The 25,599-nt window shown below is 61.6% G+C and carries 22 protein-coding genes; 10 read left to right on the top strand and 12 right to left on the bottom strand.

Going from position 1 to position 25,599, the window contains the following annotated elements:
• The 3 genes from ccmE to AC1DUP_RS13400 all read left to right on the top strand — a co-directional run.
• On the top strand, positions 1-453 hold a 453-nt coding region (ccmE, locus tag AC1DUP_RS13410; protein WP_477832886.1), incomplete at its 5' end, for a cytochrome c maturation protein CcmE.
• On the top strand, positions 450-2,447 hold the full coding sequence (locus AC1DUP_RS13405; protein ID WP_477832885.1) for a heme lyase CcmF/NrfE family subunit: 1,998 nt from the start codon (positions 450-452) through the stop codon (positions 2,445-2,447). The genes ccmE and AC1DUP_RS13405, both read left to right, overlap by 4 nt.
• Positions 2,444-2,899 (top strand): cytochrome c-type biogenesis protein, encoded by a 456-nt coding sequence (locus tag AC1DUP_RS13400; RefSeq protein WP_477832884.1) that lies wholly within the window; start codon positions 2,444-2,446, stop codon positions 2,897-2,899. The genes AC1DUP_RS13405 and AC1DUP_RS13400 overlap by 4 nt, the downstream gene beginning before the upstream one ends.
• 43 nt (positions 2,900-2,942) lie before the next feature.
• Here the strand turns inward: AC1DUP_RS13400 and AC1DUP_RS13395 are convergent, their stop codons facing one another.
• Genes AC1DUP_RS13395 through AC1DUP_RS13380 form a run of 4 tightly spaced genes read right to left on the bottom strand, consistent with a single transcriptional unit; the run spans position 2,943 to position 4,615 of the window.
• Positions 2,943-3,332, bottom strand: coding sequence for a DoxX family protein (locus AC1DUP_RS13395; protein WP_477832883.1), 390 nt, complete (start codon positions 3,330-3,332; stop codon positions 2,943-2,945).
• Entirely contained in the window at positions 3,329-3,745 is a 417-nt protein-coding gene (locus AC1DUP_RS13390) for a VOC family protein (protein ID WP_113300905.1), read from the bottom strand. Before AC1DUP_RS13390 ends, AC1DUP_RS13395 begins: the two co-directional genes overlap by 4 nt.
• A gap of 5 nt (positions 3,746-3,750) precedes the next feature.
• Positions 3,751-4,227, bottom strand: coding sequence for an SRPBCC domain-containing protein (locus tag AC1DUP_RS13385; protein ID WP_113300906.1), 477 nt, complete (start codon positions 4,225-4,227; stop codon positions 3,751-3,753).
• Between the two features lie 40 nt (positions 4,228-4,267).
• Complete coding sequence (locus AC1DUP_RS13380) at positions 4,268-4,615, bottom strand: metalloregulator ArsR/SmtB family transcription factor (protein WP_113311498.1); 348 nt, start codon at positions 4,613-4,615, stop codon at positions 4,268-4,270.
• Positions 4,616-4,857: 242 nt separating this feature from the next.
• On the opposite strand from AC1DUP_RS13380, the gene AC1DUP_RS13375 reads away from it, so the two are divergent.
• From AC1DUP_RS13375 to AC1DUP_RS13360, 4 genes are all read left to right on the top strand, one after another.
• Positions 4,858-6,426 carry a Do family serine endopeptidase gene (locus AC1DUP_RS13375; RefSeq protein ID WP_113300908.1) on the top strand — a complete coding sequence of 523 codons (1,569 nt, stop codon included), beginning with the start codon at positions 4,858-4,860 and terminating at the stop codon, positions 6,424-6,426.
• Between the two features lie 159 nt (positions 6,427-6,585).
• On the top strand, positions 6,586-7,332 hold the full coding sequence (locus tag AC1DUP_RS13370; protein ID WP_113300909.1) for a response regulator transcription factor: 747 nt from the start codon (positions 6,586-6,588) through the stop codon (positions 7,330-7,332).
• Positions 7,329-8,735 carry a HAMP domain-containing sensor histidine kinase gene (locus AC1DUP_RS13365; RefSeq protein WP_477832882.1) on the top strand — a complete coding sequence of 469 codons (1,407 nt, stop codon included), beginning with the start codon at positions 7,329-7,331 and terminating at the stop codon, positions 8,733-8,735. The genes AC1DUP_RS13370 and AC1DUP_RS13365 overlap by 4 nt, the downstream gene beginning before the upstream one ends.
• A gap of 80 nt (positions 8,736-8,815) precedes the next feature.
• Entirely contained in the window at positions 8,816-11,773 is a 2,958-nt protein-coding gene (locus tag AC1DUP_RS13360; RefSeq protein WP_477832881.1) for a bifunctional [glutamine synthetase] adenylyltransferase/[glutamine synthetase]-adenylyl-L-tyrosine phosphorylase, read from the top strand.
• Positions 11,774-11,785: 12 nt separating this feature from the next.
• Here the strand turns inward: AC1DUP_RS13360 and AC1DUP_RS13355 are convergent, their stop codons facing one another.
• From AC1DUP_RS13355 to AC1DUP_RS13345, 3 genes are all read right to left on the bottom strand, one after another.
• Positions 11,786-14,101 carry a PAS domain-containing sensor histidine kinase gene (locus tag AC1DUP_RS13355; RefSeq protein ID WP_115035450.1) on the bottom strand — a complete coding sequence of 772 codons (2,316 nt, stop codon included), beginning with the start codon at positions 14,099-14,101 and terminating at the stop codon, positions 11,786-11,788.
• Positions 14,102-14,305: 204 nt separating this feature from the next.
• Positions 14,306-16,954, bottom strand: coding sequence for an aminopeptidase N (gene pepN / locus AC1DUP_RS13350; RefSeq protein WP_477832880.1), 2,649 nt, complete (start codon positions 16,952-16,954; stop codon positions 14,306-14,308).
• Between the two features lie 186 nt (positions 16,955-17,140).
• Entirely contained in the window at positions 17,141-18,247 is a 1,107-nt protein-coding gene (locus AC1DUP_RS13345; protein WP_113300914.1) for a methyl-accepting chemotaxis protein, read from the bottom strand.
• Positions 18,248-18,596: 349 nt separating this feature from the next.
• Here AC1DUP_RS13345 and AC1DUP_RS13340 point away from each other — a divergent pair, with 349 nt between their 5' ends.
• Together AC1DUP_RS13340 and AC1DUP_RS13335 are read left to right on the top strand one after the other, a co-directional pair.
• Complete coding sequence (locus AC1DUP_RS13340; protein WP_113311493.1) at positions 18,597-19,535, top strand: DMT family transporter; 939 nt, start codon at positions 18,597-18,599, stop codon at positions 19,533-19,535.
• A 246-nt stretch (positions 19,536-19,781) separates the two neighbouring features.
• Entirely contained in the window at positions 19,782-20,696 is a 915-nt protein-coding gene (locus tag AC1DUP_RS13335; protein ID WP_477832879.1) for a hypothetical protein, read from the top strand.
• A 119-nt stretch (positions 20,697-20,815) separates the two neighbouring features.
• On the opposite strand, the gene AC1DUP_RS13330 is transcribed toward AC1DUP_RS13335, so the two are convergent.
• The 5 genes from AC1DUP_RS13330 to AC1DUP_RS13310 form a co-directional block, all read right to left on the bottom strand.
• The gene (locus AC1DUP_RS13330; RefSeq protein WP_477832878.1) at positions 20,816-20,962 is read right to left on the bottom strand and encodes a hypothetical protein; all 147 of its coding nucleotides are present in this window, start codon (positions 20,960-20,962) and stop codon (positions 20,816-20,818) included.
• Between the two features lie 66 nt (positions 20,963-21,028).
• On the bottom strand, positions 21,029-21,220 hold the full coding sequence (locus tag AC1DUP_RS13325; protein WP_113300917.1) for a hypothetical protein: 192 nt from the start codon (positions 21,218-21,220) through the stop codon (positions 21,029-21,031).
• Positions 21,221-21,354: 134 nt separating this feature from the next.
• Complete coding sequence (locus tag AC1DUP_RS13320) at positions 21,355-22,257, bottom strand: uracil-DNA glycosylase (protein WP_477832877.1); 903 nt, start codon at positions 22,255-22,257, stop codon at positions 21,355-21,357.
• Between the two features lie 68 nt (positions 22,258-22,325).
• Positions 22,326-23,621 carry an Hsp70 family protein gene (locus AC1DUP_RS13315; protein ID WP_477832876.1) on the bottom strand — a complete coding sequence of 432 codons (1,296 nt, stop codon included), beginning with the start codon at positions 23,619-23,621 and terminating at the stop codon, positions 22,326-22,328.
• Positions 23,622-23,767: 146 nt separating this feature from the next.
• Positions 23,768-24,658 (bottom strand): LysR substrate-binding domain-containing protein, encoded by an 891-nt coding sequence (locus tag AC1DUP_RS13310; RefSeq protein WP_477832875.1) that lies wholly within the window; start codon positions 24,656-24,658, stop codon positions 23,768-23,770.
• Between the two features lie 104 nt (positions 24,659-24,762).
• Between AC1DUP_RS13310 and blaOXA the strand changes: the two genes are divergently transcribed.
• Positions 24,763-25,587 (top strand): class D beta-lactamase, encoded by an 825-nt coding sequence (gene blaOXA, locus AC1DUP_RS13305; protein WP_477832874.1) that lies wholly within the window; start codon positions 24,763-24,765, stop codon positions 25,585-25,587.
• Positions 25,588-25,599 lie beyond the last annotated feature (12 nt).

Below are 25,599 nucleotides of genomic sequence, written 5' to 3'. Positions count from 1 at the left end.
ATGTTCGCCTTCAGCCAGTCGGTCGCCTATTTCTACATGCCGGGCGATCTCGCCAAGACGCCGGTGGCACCGGGCACCCGCATCCGCCTCGGCGGGCTTGTGGGGAGCGGCAGCGTCCTGCGCGACGAGGGCTCGGTGGTTCGCTTTGCGGTGACTGACCCGAGCGGCGAGATCGTCAATGTCCGCTACCAGGGCATCCTGCCGGACCTGTTTCGCGAAGGGCAGGGGGTGGTCACCGAAGGCACGTTCGAGACGGGCAGCCCTGTCTTCACCGCCGATACCGTGCTGGCCAAGCATGACGAGACCTATATGCCCAAGGAAGTGGCCGACCGGCTGAAGGCCCAGGGCCTCTGGGAAGAGGGCAAGGGAGCCGTAGCACAGGGGCAGGAAGCCAAGGGTGAGGCCGCAAAGAGCCAGGAAGCCCAGGGGCAAGAGACAAGGGCGATACCATGATCATCGAGATCGGCCATTATGCGCTGGTTCTGGCGCTCGCAACCGCAATCGTCCTGTCGGTGGTGCCTGTGATCGGTGCAAGGCGCGGCGATCAGGCGATGATGGATGTGGCACCCTTGGGCTCCCTCCTGCTCTTTGCCCTCGTGACCTTCTCCTTCGGTGTGCTCACCTATGCCCATGTCGTCTCCGACTTCTCGGTTCAGAACGTCTGGGAGAACTCGCATTCGCTGGTGCCGCTGATCTACAAATATTCCGGCGTCTGGGGCAATCACGAGGGATCGATGATGCTCTGGCTGTTGATCCTGGCGCTGTTCAGCGCCCTGGTCGCGATCTTCGGCCGCAATCTGCCGGATACGCTGAAGGCCAATGTTCTCGCCGTCCAGGCGTGGATCTCCGTCGCCTTCATCCTCTTCATCCTGCTGACCTCCAATCCCTTCACCCGCCTCGATCCGGCCCCTGCCGAGGGCAAGGACCTGAACCCGGTGCTGCAGGATATTGGCCTCGCCATCCATCCGCCGCTGCTCTACCTCGGTTATGTCGGCTTCTCGGTCTGCTTCTCCTTTGCGGTTGCCGCCCTCCTCGACGGCCGCATCGATGCCGCCTGGGCGCGCTGGGTGCGGCCCTGGACGCTGGCCGCCTGGACCTTCCTGACGCTCGGCATCGCCATGGGCTCCTACTGGGCCTATTACGAACTCGGCTGGGGCGGCTGGTGGTTCTGGGATCCGGTGGAGAATGCCTCCTTCATGCCCTGGCTTGCCGGCACCGCGCTCCTGCACTCCGCCCTCGTCATGGAAAAGCGCGAGGCCTTGAAGATCTGGACGGTGCTGCTTGCCATCCTCACCTTCTCGCTGTCGCTGATGGGCACCTTCCTGGTGCGCTCCGGTGTGCTGACCTCGGTGCATGCCTTTGCCAGCGACCCGAGCCGCGGCGTCTTCATCCTCTGCATCCTCCTGATCTTCATCGGCGGCGCGCTGGCGCTCTTTGCCTTCCGCGCACCACTTCTGTCGGCCGGCGGGCTGTTTGCGCCGATCTCGCGTGAAGGTGCACTCGTCGTCAACAACCTGATCCTGACGGTTGCCTGCGGCACGGTTCTGACCGGCACGCTCTATCCGCTGGTCCTGGAAACACTGACCGGCGACAAGATCTCCGTCGGCCCGCCCTTCTTCAACCTGACCTTCGGCCTGCTGATGGCGCCGCTCTTGATCGTCGTGCCCTTCGGACCGCTGCTGGCCTGGAAGCGCGGCGATCTGCTTGGCGCCTTGCAACGGCTTTACGTCGTGGCCGGTCTCGCGCTCGTCGCAGCCCTCGTCTTCTTCTATATCCAGCATGGCGGCCCTGTCATGGCCGTGCTCGGCCTTGCCGCCGGCCTGTTCCTGATCCTGGGGGCCGTGGCCGACCTCTGGTATCGGGCCGGCATCGGCAAGGTGAAGGCCGACATCGCCTGGCGAAGGCTGTCGGGCCTGCCGCGCTCTGCCTTCGGCACGGCATTGGCCCATGCCGGGCTTGGTGTGACCGTTCTCGGCATCGTTGCGGTCACCACCTTCCAGACCGAACATGTGGTCGAGATGAAGCAGGGCCAGTCGACGGATGCCGGCGGTTACAGCATTGTCTTCGACGGCATGCAGCCGGCCATCGGCCCGAACTATACCGAGGACCGCGGCCACTTCTCGATCCGCCGCGGCGGTGCCGAGATTACCGATGTCTGGTCGGCCAAGCGGCTTTATACCGCAAGGCAGATGCCGACGACCGAAGCCGGCATCCTGACCTTCGGCCTCAGCCAGCTCTATGTGTCGCTGGGCGACGCGACGAAGGACGGCGGCATCGTCGTGCGCATCTGGTGGAAACCCTTCATTCTCTGCATCTGGGGCGGGACGCTGATCATGGCCCTCGGCGGCTTCGTCTCGCTGACCGACCGGCGCCTGCGTGTCGGAGCGCCCAGCCGCAAGGCGAAACCGGCCAAGCCGGCAGCCCCGGCCATGGAGCCGGCGGAATGATCAGGCGTTTCCTCCTCGTCCTGGCGCTCATGACGGCGGCCGCCCCGGCCTTCGCCGTCAATCCGGACGAAGTGCTCTCCGATCCCGCTCTCGAAGCCCGCGCCCGAACACTGTCTTCCGAATTGCGATGCATGGTCTGCCAGAACCAGTCGATCGACGATTCCAATGCCGATCTCGCCAGGGACCTGCGTCTTCTCGTGCGCGAGCGCATCACCGATGGCGATAGCGACGAGCAGGTGTTGAACTACATCGTCTCGCGCTACGGCGAGTTCGTGCTGCTGAAGCCGCGCGTCAGTGTGCGCACGCTGCTGCTCTGGGGTGCGCCGGTCCTGCTGATCCTCGCCGGCGGGGCCTCGCTTCTCGTCTTTGCCCGCAAGCGGGCCGGCAAGCCCACCGGCAGCAAACTCACCGCCGAAGAGCAGGCAAGGCTCACCGAGTTGCTGGAAAAATAAGAAGCCATTCCGCCGCGACGAACCACGACGGAATGATTGATGCCTATGCCTTTCGGTAGGGAAAGAGCGCCCTGACTGCAGGATCCCGCAGCCACAACCCACCCCACATGAACAGCCCGAGATAGATGCTGAACAGGATGTGGCTGAAGAGCGGGCTTCCGGCCCGGATCTGCGTAGCCATGGCGCCGCCGAGCAGGCCCATCATCAGCACGGCGCCGAACACGCTGGTCTGCGGGATGAGGTAGAGCACGAGGCAGGTCAGCTCGATCAGGCCGATCGTCAGCACATATCCACCAGGCCATCCGAGCTGGATCATCGTTTCCTCGGCGACGGACAGTCCCAGGAGCTTGGGGGCGATCGATGCACCGAGCATGAAGAGCGCGAAAAGCCCGCTCAGCACGCGACCGGTCCAGACCATGGCACTATCGCTCATCGCCGATCCGCCGGGATCGTATTGACCATCCAGGGCGTGCCGAAGCGATCGGTGAACATGCCGAAGCCCGGCGACCAGAAGGTGGCGTTGAAGGGCATGGTGACCTTGCCGCCGTCCGACAGCGCCTCGAAAACTCGCTTCGTTTCCGCCGCATCCTCACTGTGATAGGTGGCGCTGAAGCCGCCCATGTCTTCCTGATATCCGGGAGGGGCATCGCAACCCATCAGCGACTGGTCACCGATATCGAGCCAGGCATGCATGATCTTGTCCTTGAAGGACGGGTCTATCTGCATGTCGCCGGGCGCTTCGGCGAAGGTGAACATGCCGTTCAGCTTGCCGCCGAGCACTTTGGCATAGAATTCGAAGGCCTGCCGGCATTCGCCTTTGAAGACGAGATTCGTGACGAGTTTCATGGTCCTCACTCCCTTTGATTTCCTTGAGTTGCAATCCAGCTTTCCAGCCTGCCGAAGGTGCTCTCCCAGCCATGCCTGTGTCCGGTAAGGCTCTCTTCGGACCTCAGGTCCGCATGGGTGAAATCCATTCGCGTTCGGCCATCGGCCATTTCCTCGAAGACGACGGTCACAAGCGTTACGACCGGTTCTCCATCCTCATGCGATCCCTCCCACTGGAAGGTGAAGGAGAGGCGCGAGGGCTCCTCGATTTCCCTGTAGACGCCGCTCTGCCACAGCAGGCTGCCATCCCCGGTATTCTTCAGGCATGCCCTGTATGTGCCGCCGATGCGCAGATCCTGCACGACGCTGACCGCCGGCCATTCGACAGGGCCAAGCCAGGCAACGACCATTTCCGGCCGGGTCCAGGCAGCCCATAAGAGGGCACGCGGTGCATTGAATATCCGTTGCATATGCAATGTGGGGCGCGAGAGCTGATCGGCCATGATATTCCCCTGTCGTGATTTGAAAATATGGGGCCGACATTCAGTTGCGGGGGCCGCTGTCGTCCGCTTTCTGGATCTTCTGAAGGTAGCCGTCCAACCGGTCGAAGCTCGATTCCCAGAAGCGCCTGTATTGCTCCAGCCAGTCGGCAATGCTCTTCATCGTTTGCGGTTCGAGCCTGGCCGGTCGCCACTGGGCTTCCTTGCCGCGGCTGATCAGCCCGGCCTTTTCCAAGACCTTCAGATGCTTCGAAACCGCCGGAAGGCTCATGTCGAAGGGGGCGGCGAGCTCGTTGACCGAAGCCTCTCCTTCGGCCAGCCGCGCGATGATCGCCCGGCGCGTGGGGTCTGCGAGGGCTGCGAAGGCGGCGCTCAGAGTGTCGGTCTGCATGATGGGCCTCATATGTAACCATTAGGTTAAATACAGGGCGCAGTCTCAATTGTCAACCGATCGGTTAAATACGGTCCTGCGAATTGGTCTCGCCCCTTCGGCATGCAACCAAAGAATATCAGTACATTACGAATTTTTCATCGGCCGGACAGTTCGTAGTAAGGTGCGGCGTCCTATATCTCGGTCATCACAGATCCGGCACCGCCGGAACGAAAGTCTGAAAAAGAAGAGAAGGTGCTCTCATGCTGAAAAATTTCCGCGGACGTCCGTCCCTTAAAACGGTGCTTCAGGCATCCACCGTTGCCGGTCTGGCAGCCGCAGTGCTCGCAACCGGTATCCCTGTCGAGATCTCCCGTTCCTATGCCGAGGCTGTCAATGTCCAGTCGCCTTCGGTTCCGAGCTTCGCCAATGTCGTCGACGCCGTTTCCCCGGCCGTCGTTTCCGTCCGTGTCGAAAGCCGCGTCAAGCCGGCATCCGATGATGGTGATGGTTTCTCTTTCGATTTCAACGGCCGCGGTTTTGATGATCTGCCCGACGCTCTGAAGCCGTTCTTCCGCCAGTTCGGCGAGCAGCAGAACCGCCAGAACCAGGAGGGTCAGAACCAGCAGCGCCGCTTCGGCCATCAGGGCGAGGGCCGTCTGCGCCCGGTCGCCCAGGGTTCGGGCTTCTTCATCAGCGAAGACGGCTACGTCGTCACCAACAATCACGTCGTTTCCGACGGCTCGGCATTCGTGGCCGTCCTGAACGACGGTACCGAACTCGACGCCAAGCTGATCGGCAAGGATCCGCGTACCGACCTCGCGGTGCTGAAGATTGATGGCAAGGGCCGCAAGTTCACCTACGTGAATTGGGCCGATGACAACAAGGTCCGCGTCGGCGACTGGGTCGTCGCCGTCGGCAACCCCTTCGGCCTCGGCGGCACGGTCACGGCCGGCATCGTTTCGGCCCGCGGCCGTGATATCGGTTCTGGTCCCTATGACGATTACCTCCAGGTCGACGCAGCCGTAAACCGCGGCAACTCTGGTGGACCGACCTTCAACCTCAATGGCCAGGTCGTCGGCATCAACACCGCGATCTTCTCGCCGTCGGGCGGCAGCGTCGGTATCGCCTTCGCAATCCCGGCTTCCACCGCAAAGGACGTTGTTGCGGACCTGATGAAGGATGGTACGGTTTCACGCGGCTACCTCGGCGTGCAGATCCAGCCGGTCACCAAGGATATCGCCGACTCGCTGGGCCTCTCCGAAGCCAACGGCGCTCTGGTCGTTTCCGCACAGGAAGGCACACCGGGCCAGAAGGCCGGCATGAAGACGGGTGACGTCGTCACCGCCGTCAATGGCGAACCTGTCAAGGATGCCCGCGATCTCAGCCGCCGCATCGGCGCGATGACGCCGGGCAGCAAGGTTGAGCTTTCGGTGTGGCGTTCCGGCAAGGCGCAGTCGGTCACCGTCGAGCTCGGAACGCTGCCCGCTGACCAGCAGGCTTCTGCCGGCGATGACAACAGCCCGCAGGAGCCGGCCCAGCCGCCTGCTTCCGAAAAGGCGCTTGCCGATCTCGGCCTGACGGTCGGCCCGTCGGATGACGGCAAGGGCCTCGCCATCACCGGCATCGATCCGAATTCGGATGCTGCCGACAAGGGCATCAAGGAAGGCGAGACGATCACCTCGGTCAACAACCAGGATGTCTCCAGCGCCGACGATGTCGTCCGCGTCATCAACCAGGCCAAGAAGGACGGTCGCACTCGCGCGCTGTTCCAGATCCAGTCGAAGGACGGCAGCCGCTTCGTTGCGCTCCCGATCAACGGCCAGGGCTGATCTTCTGGCCTCAGAAAGCCGGAGCCGCGCCAGCGTAAATGCTGCGCGGCTCCAGATTCCTCAAGTCTGCCAATCTACCCAATTTTAAAGCTGCCCAATCTTCGAATTTGCCCAATTCTCCAAATCTGCCCAATTCTTCGAATCTGAAGGACGACCGCGATGGCCCCCGCACAACAGGAAGACGCTTTGAGCCTTGCCGAAACGCAACCGGCGGGTAATGTCGGCCGCATGAAGATTCTCATCATCGAAGACGATCTGGAGGCGGCGGTCTATCTCACGAAAGCCTTTCGCGAGGCGGGCATCGTTGCCGACCATGCAAGCGATGGCGAAAGCGGTCTCTTCATGGGGTCGGAGAATACCTACGACGTCATCGTCATCGATCGCATGCTGCCGCGCCGCGATGGTCTCTCCGTCATCAGCGAGCTGCGCCGCAAGGCCATCCACACGCCCGTTCTCATTCTTTCTGCCCTCGGCCAGGTCGATGACCGCGTAACGGGTCTCCGCGCCGGCGGCGACGATTATCTGCCGAAGCCTTATGCCTTCAGCGAGCTGCTTGCCCGCGTCGAAGTGCTTGGCCGCCGCAAGGGCACGCCGGATCAGGACGTCGTCTACCGTGTCGGCGATCTCGAGCTCGACCGCCTCTCCCATGAGGTCCGCCGTGGCGGCAAGGAAATCCCGCTGCAGCCGCGCGAATTCCGCCTGTTGGAATATCTCATGAAGAATGCCGGTCAGGTCGTGACCCGCACCATGCTGCTGGAGAATGTCTGGGATTACCATTTCGATCCCCAGACCAATGTCATCGACGTGCATGTCTCGCGCCTGCGCTCCAAGATCGAGAAAGACTTCAGCCAGCCGCTGCTGAAGACGATCCGAGGTGCGGGGTACATGATCAAGGACGAGGGATGAGCCGTTTCTGGGTTCTCTTCAAGTCCACTGCAGTCCGCCTTTCGGCCCTTTATATCCTGCTTTTTGCCATCTGCGCCGCAACGCTCGTCTTCTATGTGACGGCGATGTCCGAGCGGCTGCTGACCGGCCAGATCCGCGACGCGGTTGCCCAGGAAGTGACGCAGGTCCAGCGCGCTTATGATGCCGGCGGCATGAACCTGCTGCTGCGCACGATGGAGCGCCGTGCCCGTCAGCCGGGCGCCAATCTCTATCTCATTGCTGGTCCCTCGGGCGATATCCTCGCCGGTAACGTCGCCTCCGTGCAGCCGGGTGTTTTCGAGGAGCAGGGTTGGACCTCGGTGCCGTTCATGTATCAGCGCTACACCGATAGCGGTGTGGTGCGGCATACGGCGATCGCCAACATTTTCGTCCTCGACAACGGCCTGCGGGTGTTGATCGGCCGCGACCTGGGAGAACCGGAACGCTTCCGCGTGCTGGTGCGCCAGGCGCTGATGATCGCGCTCGCCATCATGGGTCTCGGCGCCATCATCATCTGGTTCGGCATCGGCCGCAACGCGCTGAAACGCATCGATCGCATGTCGGATGCCGGCAAGAAGATCATGGCCGGAGATCTCTCGCAGCGCCTGCCGGTCGGCGGATCGGGCGACGAGTTCGACCGTCTTTCCGTCTCGCTGAACAACATGCTGGAACGCATCGAGAAGCTGAATGAAGGCCTGCGGCAGGTCTCCGACAATATCGCCCACGACTTGAAGACTCCGCTGACGCGCCTGCGCAACAAGGCCGCCGATGCGCTTGATATCGAGGATGGCGAGGTGCGCCGCAGCGCTCTGGAAGGCATCATCTCCGAATCCGACCAGTTGATCCGTACCTTCAATGCGCTGCTGATGATCTCCCGTGTCGAGGCGGGTTCCGTCGCCGCCGAAATGTCACCGATCGAACTGTCAGCCATCGTCGCCGACAGCGCCGAACTCTACGAGCCGGTCGCCGACGAAGCGGGCATGGCGCTGACCTCCGAGATCGACCCCGGCATTGAGATCCAGGGCAATCGTGAACTGATCGGCCAGGCGATCTTCAATCTGCTCGACAATGCGATCAAATATTCCGCCGATATGGAAGGGGCAGGCTCCGTCTCGGTGAAGCTCAGCCGCCGTCCCGACGGCTTCTGCCTGTCCGTCGCCGACCATGGCCCGGGCGTCCCGCCTGACCGGCGCGAGGACGTAGTGAAGCGCTTCGTGCGCCTGGATGAAAGCCGCTCGAAACCGGGCACCGGCCTTGGCCTCTCGCTGGTGGAAGCGATCATGGAGCTGCATGGCGGCACGCTGGAGCTTTCGGACACGGATCCCGGCAACGCACAACGCCCCGGCCTGACCGTCAGCATGGTTTTCCCCGCTCGCGCAGCCTGATTCCTTGTCATTTTCATATTGGCGCTTTCACGCCGGCACCCTAGTTTAAAATCGCATTGCGGCTATGCCAGGGAGAGCGAATGCTGACGAAATCGAAGCACGGCCTGAAGGATATCACCGAGGGACTTCTGCGGCCGTTGAACCAGACGGAACTGAAAGCAGCACTCGTCGACCTGCAGGAAATCGGCAGGAGCGAGCCTGTTGTCGCCGATATGCTGAAGGCCGAAGGACCGCTTCGCGATTTCGTCGCCGCCGCCTTGACCCTCTCTCCCTACCTGCGCGAGATCGCCAATCTCGATCCGGCAATCCTTGCCTCCGCCATCAGCGATCCGCTGGAACCGCAGATCGAGGCGCTGATTGCCGAGGCGCGCGATTGCTGGAAACCGGATAGTGAAGGAAGCGCACCGGGTGAAGGTCAGGTGATGAGCAGGCTGCGCATCATCAAGCGCAGGGTGGCCTTCCTCACAGCACTTGCCGACCTCGCCCGCATCTTCGACGGCAGGGCGACGACCGGCTGGCTCAGCGAGCTTGCAGAAGCCTCGGTCGCAGCGGCGATCGATCATCTGCTGTTCTCCACCCACGAAAGCGGCAAGCTGAAGCTGAAGAATGTCACGGCACCCAGCGAAGGCTCCGGCCTGATCGTTCTCGGCATGGGCAAGCTCGGAGCGTCCGAGCTCAACTATTCCTCCGACATCGACCTCGTCGTCTTCTTCGACGAAGAAGCCGGCATCGTGCCCGACCCCGATGATGCGATCGAGATCTTCCCGCGCATGATGCGGCGGCTGGTGCGCATCCTGCAGGAGCGCACGGCGGATGGTTATGTCTTCCGCACCGATCTGCGACTGCGGCCGGACCCCGGCTCGACACCGCTCGCGATTTCCGTCGATGCCGCCATGATCTATTACGAGGGCAGGGGGCAGAACTGGGAGCGGGCGGCTTTCATCAAGGCCCGCGCCGTCGCCGGCGATCTGCCGGCAGGCGAGCAGTTTCTGCGCGGCCTCGTCCCCTTCGTCTTCCGCAAATATCTTGATTATGCGGCGATCGCCGACATCCACTCCATCAAGCGACAGATCCACGCCCATAAGGGTCATGGCGCCATCGCGGTAAAGGGCCACAACGTCAAGCTCGGTCGCGGCGGCATCCGCGAGATCGAATTCTTCGTGCAGACCCAGCAGCTGATTGCCGGCGGTCGTATGCCCGAACTGCGCTCCCGCGTGACAGAGGAGACGCTGGCAGAGCTCACCAGGGCAAAGTGGATCGACGCGGAGACGCGCGACGAACTGACGGAGGCCTACTGGTTCCTGCGCGATGTCGAGCACCGCATCCAGATGGTGCGCGACGAGCAGACCCATCTTCTGCCGGAGACGGACGCAGAATTGAAGCGTATCGCCTTCATGATGGGCTTTACCGACACGCCGAGTTTTTCCGAGCGGCTGGTGGAAGTGCTGAAAGCGGTCGAGCACCATTACGCCGACCTCTTCGAACAGGAGACCAAACTGTCCGTCGGCACAGGCAACCTCGTCTTTACCGGCCAAGGCGACGATCCCGATACGCTGGAAACGCTGAGGAAACTCGGCTTCGAACGCCCTTCGGACATCTCTCGCATCATCCGCACCTGGCACTATGGCCGCTATCGTGCCACGCAATCGGTGGAGGCGCGCGAGCGGCTGACGGAGCTGACGCCGGAGCTTCTGCGCGTCTTCGGCGAAAGCAAGCGGGCGGATGAGGCGCTGCTGCGCTTCGACAGCTTCATTTCCGGCCTGCCATCAGGCATCCAGCTCTTCTCGCTGCTTGGCAGCAATCCGGCGCTGCTCTCCCTCGTTGTCAACATCATGTCCTCGGCGCCCAAGCTCGCGGAAGTCATCGCCGCCCGCCCGCATGTCTTCGACGGCATGCTCGATCCCGCCCTGATGGCCGAGCTGCCGACACGCGACTATCTCGGCGAGCGCCTGGAGGCTTCGCTCGTGCAGGCCCGGCACTATGAGGAGGTGCTCGACCGGCTGCGCATCTTCGCTTCCGAACAGCGCTTCCTGATCGGCATCCGCCTGCTGACGGGCGCGATCAACGGCGACATGGCCGCACGCGCCTTCACCCATCTCGCCGATCTCATCATCAAGGCGGCGCTCGACGCGGTCATGAATGAGATCCGCGCGGCACATGGTGATTATCCCGGCGGGCGGATCGCCATAGCAGGCATGGGCAAGCTCGGCAGTTTCGAGCTGACGGCCGGCTCCGACATCGACCTTATCCTGCTTTACGACTACGACGATTCCGCCACCGACTCCGATGGTGCAAAGCCGCTCGATGCGACGCGATACTTCACCCGCATCACCCAGCGCCTAATCGCCGCCTTCTCCGCCCCGACGGCTGAAGGCGTGCTCTACGAAGTCGATATGCGCCTTCGCCCCTCCGGCAACAAGGGACCGGTCGCCACCCGCATCAATTCCTTCGGCAAATATCAGCGCGAAGAAGCCTGGACCTGGGAGCACATGGCGCTGTCGCGCGCCCGGCTGATCTGCGGCGATCAGAGCCTGATCGGCGAAGTGGAAGGCATCATCGCCGACGTGCTTCAGGCAAAACGCGATATCGCCAAGGTGGCCCATGACGTCACCGAGATGCGTGAGCTGATCGAGAAGGAGAAGGCGCCGGAGAACGGCTGGGATCTGAAGCTCATCCCGGGCGGCGTGATCGATATCGAATTCATCGCCCAATATCTGGCGCTGATCGCGCCGGCAAAGGGTGTCGAGATTACGGTGAACGGCTTGACGACAGGCGTAGCCTTGAAGGCGCTCGGCGACAAGCTGATGGCCTCCGCCGACCTCGATACCTGCCTTGAGGCGTTCACGCTCTACACCGAGCTTTCACAGCTCATTCGCCTCTGCATCGACGGCCCCTTCGATCCGAAGGAGGCCCCCGCCGGCTTGATCGAACTCGTCTGCCGCGCCGGAGACTGCCCTGACATCAAGACGCTGGAGGCTGAAGTGAAACGGCTTTCCAGGGCGGTCCGCAAGGTTTTCCAAGCGGTGGTGAAGGCCTAGCGCCTGGTCGCCTTAAGCATGATCGGGAATGCGTAGCGAGATCACCGTCCCAACGGACTCGCGGGAGCGGATCCTCATGCTGCCGCCGTGCAGATTGGTCAGCGAACGGGAGATGGCGAGGCCGAGGCCCGAGCCACCCTTGCTTTTGGCATACTGGCTCTGCACCTGCTCGAAGGGCTGGCCGATCTTGATCAGCGCCGTCTGGGGAATGCCGATGCCGGTATCGGCGATGGTGACCATGACGCCATCCGCGACGCGGCGGGTGCGGACGGCAATGCGCCCGCCCTCGTTGGTGAACTTGACGGCATTAGAGAGCAGGTTGAGCAGCACCTGCTTCATGGCGCGGCGGTCAGCCATCAAGGTCATGCCCGAGGAGATGCGCTGCTCGATGACGATGTTCTTCTCTGCCGCCGGAATGGCGGTGAAGCGCAGGCTTTCCTCGATCAACGGTGCAAGGTCGGTGCGCTCGCGCGACAACAGCATGTGGCCAGCCTCGATCTTCGACATGTCGAGAATATCGTTGATGACGTTCAGGAGATGCTTGCCGCTGTCATGGATGTCGCGGGCATATTCATTGTACTTGGCCGAGCCGAGCGGGCCGAACATCTGGTTCTGCAGGATCTCCGAGAAGCCGAGGATGGCATTGAGCGGCGTGCGCAGCTCGTGTGACATGTTGGCGAGGAATTCCGACTTCGCCTTGTTGGCCGCTTCCGCGCGTTCCTTCTCCACGAGATAATTGGAGTTGGCGGTGGAAAGCTCGGCCTTCTGTGATTCCAGTGTCTGGCGCGAGGCGGACAGATCGTTGATCGTCGCCATCAGGCGGCGCTCGGAGTCGCGCAGCCGCTCCTGGTGACGCTTCAAGGGCGTGATGTCGGTACCAACCGATACGCGGCCGCCGTCGCGGGTGCGCCGTTCGTTGATCTGCAGCCAGCGCTCGTCGGCAAGCTGCACTTCCGTCGTGCGCGAATAGCCGGAGCCGTCTGCATCGGCGATGCGCCGCTCGATGACGGGGCGTGCCGCAGCGGCATGGACAGTCGTGCGCTCGGTGCCGGGCACGAGCACGCTATCGGGAAGACCGTATGCCTGCTGGAAGTGCGCATTGCACATGACGAGACGGTCGTTCTTGTCCCACAGCACGAAGGCTTCCGAGGTGCACTCGATGGCATCGGCCAGACGCTGGTCCGCTTCGGCATAGCGCTGCGCCAGCCGATGTTGCTCGGTCACGTCCATGGCGATGCCGATCATGTGCACACGGCCGGAATGGCTGCGGATCACCTGGGCGCGGGCACGCATCCAGACATAGTGGCCAGCCGCATGGCGCATGCGGAAGATCTGGTCCACCTGGCCGGAATCGCCCTTGGCGACGGCGCGGGCGATCTCGTGCAGGCCATTGTCTTCCGGATGCATGAGCCGCGCCGCATCGGCAAAGCCCATCGTCTTGTCGGAGCCGGCAAGCCCGAGCATGTCGTACATCGAGCGCGACCAGAAGAATTCGCGGTTCTGGAAATCGAAATCCCAGAGGCCGCAACGACCGCGCGACAGCGCCGTCTCGACCCGCAGATTGGATTCCAGGAAGATGTCGTCAGCATCGCGCGCCCGTTTCACCTGCATGTAGTAGGCGTAGAGGACAACGAGCAGGATGGAGGAAATGCCGGCAAACAGCGTGACGTTGAGTGTCAGCTCCTCGCGCCAGAGACGGTTGATGTCATTGAGCGAGATGGCGGAAATGATGTAGCCGCCGGCCGTGCCCATCAGGGCGATCTCGGCATAATGCAGTTCGCCGCCGATGCTCGTTTCGATGACATCGGTGCGGTCGCCGAAGCGGCGGATGGCGGAGATCTCGGGAAAAAGGGTCGAGACGTCGGCGCCGACATAGGAGGCGCCGGCCGCCGTCGCCGCAAATACCTTGCCACTTGCCTGGACCAGCAGCACGAAGGCGCCGTTTTCCAGCCGGTCCTGCGGCAGGAATTTCGCAAGACGCGCCTGTGCCCCGGCGGCATTGCCGCCATCGAAGAGATCGGTCGCATCGGAAAAGACGGCGGCGGCGGTTGCAGCGGAAAGCGCCGTCGCATGGCGCGCGGAAGCCTCCATGCGGGTATATTCGCTGACCATGCCGAAGAAATGCGAGGCCGCCACGACAGCAAGAAAGGCGACGATCAGAACCGGGATGGTGCGCTTCAGCAGAAGCTCCGCCTTTGGCAGGTGGCGCAACAAGGGTTCAGGAGCCTTTGCGGCCTGACCGGACAGGCTGTCGCGCCAGGCTTTGAGCCCGGCAAAATCGACACGCAGCCGCCCTTCGGCCGCGGTTGCCCGCCGCACGTCCATCATCTCTGAACCCTGTCCCTCGTGTGATTCGCGCGCCGCTCGCTCGAACTACACCTAGAGAATCATGCGTGATTCGCCTTGTCCATAGCTGGCGGTAAAAATTTATTAACTATTTGTGATTGCTGGTTTTTCAGAGGGATTCGCTGATGGCGAGCCTAGCTGCCCCACGGGTGGAAGACAGCTAGGCGGCAAATCATTTGCGAGAAATCACCCCTTGAGAGTGCGCTCGACGATATCGCGAACATCGGTCGAAAGGCTGGCTGCCCGCTCGATCTCGATCAGTGCCGAGCGTGCGTGATCGGCACGCGCCGATTCCAGCGAGCGCCAGGAGCGCATCGAGGTCAGCAGGCGAGCGGCGAGCTGCGGGTTGCGCTGGTCGATATGGAGGATCTCGCTGGCGAGGAAACGGTAGCCTTCACCGTCGGCGCGGCCGAAGCCGGTCGGATTGCCGAAGGCGAACGTGCCGACGAGCGAGCGCATGCGGTTCGGGTTCGTGCGCTTGAAGAGCGGGTTTTCCATCAGCGCCTTGACGCGATCGACCGCGCCGTGGCCGGGAATGCCGGCCTGGATGGCGAACCACTTGTCGACGACGAGCGCATTTTCCTGGAAACGGCTGCGGAAGGTTTCGAGCGCGGCCTTCGCCTCTGCGCTGTCGGGGAAGCGATGGGCGAGGATCGTCAGCGCATGGCTGAGATCCGTCATGTTGTTGGCGCCGTCGAAGGCGGCCTTGGCGCGGTCAGGGCTGCCCTCGGCATAGGAGAGATAGGTGAGGGCAGTGTTGCGCAGCGCGCGGCGGCCGGCGCTCTTGGCATCCGGGCTGAATTCGCCCGGTGTGGTCATCGCGTCGTAGAGGGCCGCGAAGGTGGCTTTGCCGGCTTCGGCGATCTGTTTCATGATCGCCTGGCGACCGGCATGAACGGCATCCGGATCGATATTGCTTCCGAGTTCGCGGGCAATGTCGGATTCGCTCGGCAAGGCCAGCGCCTGGGCGCGGAAGGCGGGCTCGAGGTTTTCATCGGCAGCGGCCGCAAGCAGCGTCTCGACGAAGGTCTGTTCGCAGACGATCGCGGCACCCTCGCGGGCATCGCGGGCGGCCTTGAGCAGGTTCGGCAGTGCCAGATCGGTCAGCGCCTGCCAGCGGGCGAAATGATCCGTCTCATAGCGCGCAAGCAGGGCCAGATCGGCCGGGCTCTGGTCGAAATGCAGGTTGATCGGTGCGGAGAAGCTGCGGTTGATCGAAACCACCGGACGTGAGGCAACGCCGTGGAAGACAGCCGTTTGCGCGCGCGCGGTCAGATGCAGCACCTCGCCAGCATATTCGGCGCCGTCGACCTTAACAGGCTCGATCTTGGAACCGTCCTCGGCAAACAGGGCGAGGCTCAGCGGAATGTGCATCGGCTCCTTGTTCGGCTGGCCGGGTGTCGCGGGAATCATCTGTTCCAGCGACAGGCTGAAGCTCTTGGCGCCGGCATCATAGGTGCCGGATGCGGTCACGAGCGGTGTGCCGGCCTGATGGTACCAGAGCGAGAACTGCGAAAGGTCGCGGCCGCTCGCATCTTCGAAGCATTTCACGAAATCCTCGATCGTGACGGCCTGGCCGTCATGGCGATCGAAATAGAGGTCCATGCCCTTCTTGAAGGTTTCGCGGCCAAGCAGGGTCGCGATCATGCGCGTGACTTCGCTGCCCTTCTCATAGACCGTCGTCGTATAAAAGTTGTTGATCTCGCGATACTTGGTCGGGCGCACCGGATGGGCGAGCGGGCCGCCGTCTTCCGGGAACTGCTCGGACTTCAGGTGGCGCACCTCGGCGATGCGCTTGACCGGGCGCGAGCGCTGGTCGGACGAGAATTCGTGGTCGCGGTAAACAGTCAGGCCTTCCTTGAGGCAGAGCTGGAACCAGTCGCGGCAGGTGATGCGGTTGCCGGTCCAGTTGTGAAAATATTCATGTGCGATGATCGCCTCGATATTGGCGTAGTCGGCATCCGTCGCGGTCTCGGGATCGGCAAGCACGTATTTGTCGTTGAAGATATTGAGGCCCTTGTTCTCCATGGCCCCCATGTTGAAGTCGGACACGGCGACGATCATGAAGATATCGAGATCGTATTCGCGGCCGAACACTTCCTCGTCCCACTTCATCGAGCGCTTCAGCGCGTCCATGGCATAGGCCGCGCGCGGCTCCTTGCCGTGCTCGACATAGATCTTCAGCACGACCTCGCGGCCGGACAGGGTGGTGAAACTGTCTTCCACGACACCGAGATCGCCGGCGACCAGTGCGAAGAGATAGCTCGGCTTCGGATGCGGGTCGAACCAGGCGGCGAAATGCTTGCCGGGGCCATAACCGGCGCCGCCGAGGAAGTTGCCGTTCGACAGGAGCAGCGGGTTGGCATCCTTGTCGGCGATGATGTTGACCGTGTAGGGCGCCAGCACGTCCGGCCGGTCGGGGAAATAGGTGATACGGCGGAAGCCTTCGGCCTCGCACTGCGTGCAATAGATGCCGCTGGTGCGGTAAAGGCCCATCAGCTGGGTGTTGGCTTCCGGATTGATGATCGTGGTGACGGTGACTTCGAAAGGCACCGTTTCCGGCAGGTCGCGGATGGTGAGGCTTTCGGGCGTTACCGTGTAGCGTTCCGGCGCCAGTTCGTTCTGGTCGAAGAGAAGGCTGTAAAGATTGAGTTCGTCGCCATCGAGGATCAGCGGGGCAGAAAGATCAGCGCCTTGGCGACGGTGGAAGATCAGCCGCGCTTCCACCTTCGTTTCGGTCGGATCCAGTTCGAAAGTCAGGTCGACGCGTTCCAGCACGAAATCGGTTGGGCGGTAGTCTGCCAGATTGATGACCTGACCGGTATCTGTTCGCATGTTCCGTGAAGACCTTTATTAGACAATGGCCGAATATAGAGGCGGGCGCACTCTGCTGAAATTTGGCCGCCATAATTACATTAAAGTCTGAACTAAAGTTAAAGCAAATTGGCCGTGAGCGCGAAGTTCACAGCCAAATTATCATGGTCAAATTGTCGTGTATGTGCAGCCGAAAGGGGAAGACTGCTATTTGAGATTGAGGGCAGTCTTGATTGCAGCATCACTTTCCGTCTGCTGTACCACGACGCCACACCAGCCGAGCCCGTCATAATCCTCGTAGCCGAGCGTGCGCGCAAAGGCGACGATCGAGCCGTTATTGTCGTAATAGCTGCCCTTCGGCTGGCCGGTCTGGTTGGCGAGCGCAAAATGGGTGAAGAGCATGGCCGGATTGGTGCTGGCAATCACACGACTTGCGCCGTCGAGCAGCATGACGGTGGTCTTTTCCGCAAGCTGCGGCGGCAGGTTCGCTTCCTTCTCGACGATCGCCTGGCCCTGGTTCTGCCAGTCGAAATAAACGCCCAGCGTGCCGAGCAGCTTGCCGTCGACCTTGCCGCCTTCGCGGATGCCGGTGGCATAGACGAGGGCATGCCGCTGGTCGTGGAGAAGGCTCGGCTTTACCTCGTCGACGATATAGTCGTCGCCGGAGGCGCAGCTTGCTGCAGCCCGGAACCAGGGATCGCCCGCGAGCGAAGAACCGGATATCTTGCGCTGGAAGGTCGGATTGGCCGACGCGATCACCCGGCCGGAGAGATCGGTCATCACGAGATCGAGATAGACGGTATAAAAGCGATTGATGACGCCGAGCCGTTCAGCCGCGAAGGCGACACGATCCTTGTCCGGCTCCTGCAGCGCCTGCCAGAGCGCCGCATCCGTTGCCCACCAGCGCACGTCGGCTGTGCGCTCGAAGAGGTTGCGCACGATGAGCTGAACCAGCGTCTGCGCGAGATCGGTCAGTCGCACGCCTTCCATCTCGGTGACGAGCGAATCCGCCATCGCACGGCTGAGGCCGATGCGCCCGAGCACATTGCTCTCGAACTTGCTGGTGATCTCGGTGGCGATCTGCGCCAGCCGCTGCACTTCGTTGGCAACGACGGCAAAGCCCTTGCCGGTTTCGCCGGCGCGGGCCGCCTCGATCAGAGCGTTGATGGCAAGCAGCTTGATCTGTTTGACGATGCTGGTGTTGTCGGTGCTGAAACGCTCCAGATCCGTGCTGATGCCATCGGTCACGACACGCATCGAGCGGGGCGTTGCGTTCTGTGACTGGGATATGATCTCTGCGCTGAGCGGCTTCATCAAAAAGATCCTGAAAATAATCTACGCGACTGGCTGCGGAACGAATGCGATTCTTTTGTATGGCTAATTCGCTGAGAACGATGCGGTGGCATGGTTTGCAACCGGTTAACGCAATAGGTGCGGATACGAACATTTTCGGGGGAATGAGCGTAAAACGTGAAGTTTTTTCACCAGAAAACGGAGTTGCACAGAAAAGCGGCAGATAAAAAGCGGTTAGATACTTGCTACCTTGGGTGGGGCAGATTTTTCCCCACTGGCGCATTTCTTCGGTTACGATGAAAAAATCGTCCGCTGCGTTCGAGTCGAACGCGTCTCCCCCGCTCGGCATGCCCGCATAAGAGCCTGGATCATGGAATCGGTTCTCAGAAACCCGATGAGAGGCATTGCGCTGAAAGTCTCGTCGGTCGTGGTCTTCCTGGCCATGCAGACATTCATCAAGCTGGCAGGGTCGGGTATCCCGCCGGGGCAGGTAACTTTCTGCCGCTCCTTCTTCGCGCTGTTTCCAATCATGGCCTATCTCGGCTACCGGCATCAGCTGCGCTCAGCCTTCTACACCGCCAATCCGATCGGCCATCTGAAGCGCGGCACCCTCGGCATCATCTCGATGGGGCTCGGCTTCTACGGGCTTCTGCATCTGCCGCTGCCGGAGGCGATCGCGCTCGGTTATGCGACGCCGCTCGTCGCCGTCATCTTCGCGGCCGTCTTCCTGGGGGAGACGGTGCGCGTCTATCGCTGGAGTGCCGTCTGCTTCGGCATCATCGGTGTCGCCATCATCTCCTGGCCGAAGCTGACCTTGTTCCGGGAAGGCGGCATGGAGGCCGAACAGGCAACCGGCGCGCTCTGCGTACTTTTGTCGGCCGTGCTCGGCGGCATGGCGATGATCCAGGTGCGCCGCCTCGTCGAGGAAGAGAAGACGGCGACGATCGTGCTCTATTTCTCGATTATCGCTTCGGTTTTCTCGCTGGCGACCGTGCCCTTCGGCTGGCTGCTGCTGGACTGGTCATCGGCCCTCTTCCTGATTGCCGCCGGTTTCTGCGGCGGTGTCGCGCAGATCCTCCTGACCGAGAGCTACCGCCACGCGGACGTGTCCACCATCGCYCCCTTCGAATACAGCTCGATCCTGCTCGGCGGCATCGTCGCCTACTATGTCTTCGACGACGTTCCGAGCAACACGATGCTTTTCGGCACCGTCATCGTCATCGCCGCCGGCATCTTCATCATCTACCGCGAGCATCAGCTTGGCCTCGAACGCCGCGAGGCGCGAAAAGCCGGCGCGCCGCAATCCTGAGCGGCTGAATCTATATCAAAAGTCGAATTTATTATCGCATAGATTGAAAAATGATGCCATCCGCCCCTCTAAAGAGAGTGGGATGGTGAAATATTGGGATATCGCATTCCGCAAAAATGTGGTTATGAAAGTGAATTACTTTCATTTATTCAAAGCTGTGCATAATCGATAGGCCATTGATGCCGGGGGAGTTTCGGTATCGCTGCTCCGAACGCTGGCTTGCGAGCGAGGGTTGAGGAAAAGCATATGGCGTTCACGGCAGAACAACTGGCGCAGAACCCTTCTTTTTTAGTGAGTATTCGTTTCCTGGCCGGGCAAATGCGCGGCATGTTTGATGCGGGGCCGCGGCTGGCGCGCCTGCTGGCCTCGCATCAACGCTGGCTGCTGACGCAGACGGCCTATGCGCTGCATCTGGAATACGATCCGCAGGACGTGACCTCGGGTTTCACCGCCGTTCGGCTGACCGGCAAGATCACTGCCCACAAGATCGCCAGCCGCAATACGGTGCTCGCCTTCATCGAAGAGCTTTTCACCTATCGCTTCATCACCCATACGCCCGGCGACGAGCGCCGCCGCCCTCGCCATTTCGAGCCGGCCGAAGTCAGCCATCAGGCAATGTTCGGCTGGTTGCACACCAACCTCGGCGCGCTTGATCTCATCGATGGTGGAAACCGGGCGGCGCTCCTGCTGGAAAATCCTCTGCTATTCCGCCAGATCCAGCCGCGTGTCGCCTATAACTGCCTCGAGGATGCCAACTGGCGTGAGCCGCCTGAGCAGGTGGCGCTGTTTCTCTGGACGGAAGCGGGCGGTATGGTCATCGATCATTTCATGTCCCGGCTCGATCTCGAAGGAGCCGATCCGACACGGCTGGCGATCGGCAAGATGGAAACCCGCGCGCTGGCCGGTGATTTCATGATGTCGCGCACGCATCTCCAGCGGCTGCTCGCCAAAGGCGCGCAGCGCGGCTGTGTCGGCTGGTACGACGAGCCGAAGAAGTCGCAGCTGTGGTTGTCGCGCGATTTCCTTAGAGAATATGTCGGCTGGCAGGCGATCAAGTTCGCCTATGTCGATGAAGCGTTCGAATCGGCAAAGGCGCAGCTCGAAAGCGCGAACGGTGACAGCATCAGCCCAAAAATCGGAATCGATTTTCGGAAAGCCTGATGCGCAGATTAAAGAGAGTGAGAGCGTCCATTGTGCATTCGAATGGACGCGCGGCGCTCTGAATCAAATCCAGCAAAAGTGCGCAGCGGTTTTGCGTCCACAACTGCGTGAAAATACCCTCAGAGCGCGATGGCGGAAGCCGGGCTCTTGACCTCGGACGGGGTGTCGCAAAGCTCGCTCCGATATTCGCGCGCGGCGCAGACGGCAGCACGGATATGCTCGAAAGATTCGATGTTGCGCAGCAGTGAAATCAGGATTGTGGACATCGGTCGATACGTCTGAAAACGCAGAAGGGCAGGCGAACCGCCTGCCGGATCGTCATTCCGGAATTCTCAATATTCCTGGAAATCCGCGAAGATCATCGCCGGACGCGACGTACGGCCGCTGATGCCGGTGCCGCGGGCGATCATCTGTTCGTTGGTGGCAAAGCCGAAACGGCTGTAGCCCTGGGTAGTGCGAACTTGATCGCTTGCTTGGCGCAGGGTTTCAAACCCGCAATGTATAGGACGAAAACGCTTGCTCATGGCCTTGGTTCCTGTTCGTTCCTCCCAAGACACGCCTTCTATATTGCAGTGCAGCATCGATTCTTCAATGCACCCTTGCAGGATGCAGCCATGCGTATATTGCATGGACAAATTCATAATATTTTCAAACTTGGCTAATTTGTAAGCAGAGACAGTTCTTTAAGTCTAGCCTGGAAGGTCAGCAGATCGCTCCAGGCGAGCCGCTTATTGACCGGTGCAGTTAACAGGTCCTGCGGATGCAGACTGGCTATGGCCGGGATGACCTGATCTGCGACAGCGATCTCCTTCCACCGGCCGCGAAGCCCGTGAATCGTGTCATTCTCGCCAAAGAAGAACCGTGCCGTGTAATTGCCGAGCAGCAAAATGGCACGCGGCTCGGCGAGCGCGATCTGCCGCTCGATGAAGGGACGGCAGATCTCCGTTTCGGCCGCCGAAGGCATGCGGTTGCCGGGCGGACGCCAGGGAATGATCTGCGTCAGGAGAATGGCTGAGCGCTCCAGGCCGATCGAGGCCAGCATCCGGTCCAGTAACTGGCCCTGACGGCCGGCAAAGGCCGCGCCCTCGCGCTCGTCATCAGCGCCCGGCGCCGGGCCGATCACCATGATGCCGCTGGCCGGATCGCCGCTCGCAAAGATGGTCGAGCGCACGCTGTGCTTCAGATTGCAGCCGTTGAAGGCTTCGAGTGCCGTCTTCAATTCCGCAAGTGAGCGGGCGCTCTCGGCAGCGAACCGCGCCTGCTGCACCGCTTCGCCGTCGGGGATCGCCGGTTGCGTCCGCGTGGCAGGTGGTGGCGCCGCTGCACGCTGTTGCGGTGCGGGCGAGGCTGGACGGGCGACAGCTTGCATCTCCGGTTGCGCCGGCCGTTCCGGTTGCTGTTGGGCAATCGGTGTCGCCGGACGGCGCGCGGCCTTCATCGCCTTGAATTCGGCGAAACGGTCGACCGGCTCTTCTTCCAGCAACCAGTCCACACCCGCTTCCGCATGAAAATGCAGAAGCGCGGCAAGTTCGGCCGGACTCAGGTCGTTGGCGGAGATCATGGACAGACTTTAGCGGAGCGAAAACGGCAATGAAAGGGCGGGCGGACCTGCCGCCGCCCTTTCGGCCGTCATTGCACAGTCCATTGGTCGATGTCGTCGCGTTCGCCGATCAGCGCCAGACCGTGCGCGATCGAGAGCAGCTCGCCGCCGCTTTCGATCTTGTCGCGGTCAAATCGCTCGGTGAAGATGCGCCGCACGGCCGGCACGAAGGATGTGCCGCCGGTCAGGAACACCTTGTCGATGCCGGATGTATTCGTGTTGGTCTTCTCCAGCACCTCGTCGAGCGCCCCTTCGATGCGGGCAAGGTCGTCGACGATCCAGCTTTCGAAATCGCTGCGTTTGATCGTGCGATGGCCGCCGCGGCCGAGCGGCGCGAAATCGAAAGCCGCCTCTTCGGCGGAGGAAAGCGCCATCTTTGTCGCCGAGACCGCCTGATAGAGCGGATAACCTTCGTCATGGTCGATGAGATCCACGAAGGTTTCCAGCTTCTCCGGCTCCAGCGCCGTACGCACCAGTTTCTTCAGATCCTCGAATTCCCGCGATGTCTTGAAGATCGACAGCTGGTTCCAGCGGCTGAAACTTGCATAATAATTTGAGGGCACCTCAAGGACCTTGTCGAAGCTCTTGAAATGGCTGCCCTTGCCGATTTGCGGCGCCACGATGTTGTCGATCATGCGCGCATCGAAATGGTCGCCGGCCACACCGACACCCGAATGGCCGATCGGCGTTGCCGTCAGCTTTCCGGCCTTGGTCTCGAAACGGATCAGTGAATAGTCCGTCGTGCCGCCGCCAAAGTCGGCGACGAGTACGGTCGCATCGGACTTCAGGTTTTGCGCGAAGTAGAAAGCGGCAGCAACCGGCTCATAGACATAATGAATTTCCGGAAAGCCAAAGCGCGTCAATGCCTCGTTGTAGCGCTTTACCGCAAGCGCCGGGTCCGGATTGGCGCCGGCGAAATGCACCGGCCGACCGGCGATGATGCGGCTGGTATTATCTGGCCAGTTTTCGCCTGCGTAATGGCGCAGGCGCCGGATGAAGATTTCCATCAGGTCTTCGAAGCTCTGCCGCTTGCCGAAGATGATCGTGCCCTGGAAGAGCGCGCTTGCCGCAAAGGTCTTGATGGACTGCAGGAAACGGCAGTCGCCGGGATTGTCGATGAACTGCTGGATAGCCGCATGCCCGGCCTCCACCTTCAGCGCCGAAGCACCGAGCTGGGCATCCTTCATGAAGGAGAGCGCGGTGCGCATGCTATCGGCCGTGCCGGCGCTGCTGGTCAGCGATATGGAATGGGTGTCAGCGCCGCCATCTGCCAGCGCCAGAACAGTATTGGTCGTGCCGAAGTCAAGCCCGAGCGCCTGTGCCATGGCCGTGCTCCCTTATCAGATCTATCGAAAATGACTGAACCGGGGCAGGTGCCCCGAAATACGAAAGGGCGCCTTATGGTGCGCCCCTGACATGTTGTGAGAGGCGCGTGATCGCACAGGAGAGGGTGGAAAGCAACCCGCTCTAATCAGTTTCCGAGCTGCACCCGCGTCTCCCCGGCCATCTTGCCGATCCACTTGCGGAACATCTCCATGGCAGGGGTGACGGAACGGGATTGCAGACGGGTCAGCCAGTAGCTGCCTTTTGAAATCCAGATCGGGAAGGGCTGTTCCAGTTCGCCCGCTGCAAGCTGGCGGGAGAACATCAGGGGCGGCGCCAGCGCTACGCCCGCGCCCTGCAATGCCGCCTCGATCATCAGCACGGAGGAATCGAAGACCATGCCGCGGATCGGCGGGGAGGTGACATCGGCCTTCTCGAACCAGCCCGGCCATTCGTCGGCACGGTAGGAGCGCAGCAGCGTCTGATGGGCGACATCTTCGGGGGAGGAGAGCTGGCGGGCAATTGTGGGGATGCAAAGCATGGAAAGCGGTGCTTCGAACAGCGCTTCGGCTTCTATGTCATGCCAGGCGCCATTGCCGAACTTGATCGCATAGTCGAGCCCTTCGGCGGCAATGTCGACCCGGTTGTTGTTGGTCGAAAGCCTGAGATCGATGAAGGGATATTGCTCGCGGAAATCGGCAAGCCGCGGCAACAGCCAGCCGACCGCGAGTGTGCCGACGGCCCCAAGCTTGAGGACTTCGCGCACATGGCCGCCCTCGAACCGCTCCAGCATGTCGGCCATGCGATCGAAGGAATCCTGCAGGGCCGGCAGCAGCGCAAGCCCTTCCTCGGTGATCATCAGCCCGCGCGGCAGGCGGCGGAACAGGCTGACGCCAAGGCGCTGTTCCAGAAGCTTGACCTGATGGCTGACGGCGGCCTGCGTGACGCAGAGCTCGATGGCCGCCCGGGTGAAGGAAAGATGCCGCGCCGCCGCCTCGAAGGCGCGCAGCGAATTCAGCGGCAAATATGGTCGAACCATGGCAATGGCCTAATCTGATTTATGCCTGACCGGAAATATCATCGTTTGATCGGGCCTTCCAGGCTGGCCTAGAAAGCTGAGGTCCAACCATTTGGAGAACGAAAGTGGCTTTCGAAAGACTTTTCCTTCTGGCATTTTCCATAAGTATTACAGCAATTTCAATGAACGCGACGTCGGCCTATGCCGCCGATCCGATCCGCTGCACCCTCATCATCGACGAGAAGACCGGTGACACGGTTTATCGTCAGGGCAATTGCGATCAGGGCTTTTATCCGCAATCGACGTTCAAATTGCCTTTGGCCATGATGGGCTACGATTCCGGCATTCTCGTCGACGAACACACTCCACTCTGGATATATGATCCGAAGCTCAAGCGTTCCAAGCGCGAACAGAAGGATACCGATCCGACCATCTGGGAGCGGGATTCCATCGTCTGGTTCTCGCAGGCGCTGACCCGCAAGCTCGGCGAGCGCGCCTTTGCCGATTACGTCGAGCGCTTCGGCTACGGCAATCAGGATGTTTCGGGCGGGCCTGGCAACACGGATGGGCTGACCGAAGCCTGGTTGATGTCGTCGTTGAAGATCTCGGCCGAGGACCAGGTACAGTTCCTGCGCCGTTTCCGCACCGGCAGCCTGCCGATCTCGGAGCGCGCGCGGCAGATGACCGAGGCGATCGTTCCGCATTTTGAGGCCGCCGCCGGCTGGAATATCCAGGGCAAGACCGGTGCCGGCTGGCTGCGCAACGCGGCCGGCAAGACCCATTACGAACGGCCGCTCGGCTGGTTCGTCGGCTGGGCGACGAAGGGCGACAGGCGGCTTATCTTCGCGAGACTTCACATCGCCAATCACCGCTACAGCGACAATCCGATCAGTTTCGAGACGCGGGATTCGCTGATCGCGGATTTCCCGAAGCTGGTCGACGGCCGCTGACATGAAAAGGGC

Source organism: Rhizobium sp. 01L419 (assembly GCF_056400025.1).
This window is presented reverse-complemented; position numbering and strand designations above follow the sequence as displayed.

Coding starts and splice junctions, on each gene's coding strand:
- AC1DUP_RS13375 (WP_113300908.1), top strand. CDS start 4,858: ATGCTGAAAAATTTCCGCGGACGTCCGTCCCTTAAAACGGTGCTTCAG.
- AC1DUP_RS13365 (WP_477832882.1), top strand. CDS start 7,329: ATGAGCCGTTTCTGGGTTCTCTTCAAGTCCACTGCAGTCCGCCTTTCG.
- AC1DUP_RS13310 (WP_477832875.1), bottom strand. CDS start 24,658: ATGGTTCGACCATATTTGCCGCTGAATTCGCTGCGCGCCTTCGAGGCG.
- pepN (WP_477832880.1), bottom strand. CDS start 16,954: ATGCGAACAGATACCGGTCAGGTCATCAATCTGGCAGACTACCGCCCA.
- AC1DUP_RS13315 (WP_477832876.1), bottom strand. CDS start 23,621: ATGGCACAGGCGCTCGGGCTTGACTTCGGCACGACCAATACTGTTCTG.
- AC1DUP_RS13400 (WP_477832884.1), top strand. CDS start 2,444: ATGATCAGGCGTTTCCTCCTCGTCCTGGCGCTCATGACGGCGGCCGCC.
- AC1DUP_RS13320 (WP_477832877.1), bottom strand. CDS start 22,257: ATGATCTCCGCCAACGACCTGAGTCCGGCCGAACTTGCCGCGCTTCTG.
- AC1DUP_RS13325 (WP_113300917.1), bottom strand. CDS start 21,220: ATGAGCAAGCGTTTTCGTCCTATACATTGCGGGTTTGAAACCCTGCGC.
- AC1DUP_RS13345 (WP_113300914.1), bottom strand. CDS start 18,247: ATGAAGCCGCTCAGCGCAGAGATCATATCCCAGTCACAGAACGCAACG.
- AC1DUP_RS13370 (WP_113300909.1), top strand. CDS start 6,586: ATGGCCCCCGCACAACAGGAAGACGCTTTGAGCCTTGCCGAAACGCAA.
- AC1DUP_RS13360 (WP_477832881.1), top strand. CDS start 8,816: ATGCTGACGAAATCGAAGCACGGCCTGAAGGATATCACCGAGGGACTT.
- AC1DUP_RS13335 (WP_477832879.1), top strand. CDS start 19,782: ATGGCGTTCACGGCAGAACAACTGGCGCAGAACCCTTCTTTTTTAGTG.
- AC1DUP_RS13385 (WP_113300906.1), bottom strand. CDS start 4,227: ATGGCCGATCAGCTCTCGCGCCCCACATTGCATATGCAACGGATATTC.
- AC1DUP_RS13380 (WP_113311498.1), bottom strand. CDS start 4,615: ATGCAGACCGACACTCTGAGCGCCGCCTTCGCAGCCCTCGCAGACCCC.
- AC1DUP_RS13390 (WP_113300905.1), bottom strand. CDS start 3,745: ATGAAACTCGTCACGAATCTCGTCTTCAAAGGCGAATGCCGGCAGGCC.
- AC1DUP_RS13355 (WP_115035450.1), bottom strand. CDS start 14,101: ATGATGGACGTGCGGCGGGCAACCGCGGCCGAAGGGCGGCTGCGTGTC.
- AC1DUP_RS13395 (WP_477832883.1), bottom strand. CDS start 3,332: ATGAGCGATAGTGCCATGGTCTGGACCGGTCGCGTGCTGAGCGGGCTT.
- AC1DUP_RS13330 (WP_477832878.1), bottom strand. CDS start 20,962: ATGTCCACAATCCTGATTTCACTGCTGCGCAACATCGAATCTTTCGAG.
- AC1DUP_RS13405 (WP_477832885.1), top strand. CDS start 450: ATGATCATCGAGATCGGCCATTATGCGCTGGTTCTGGCGCTCGCAACC.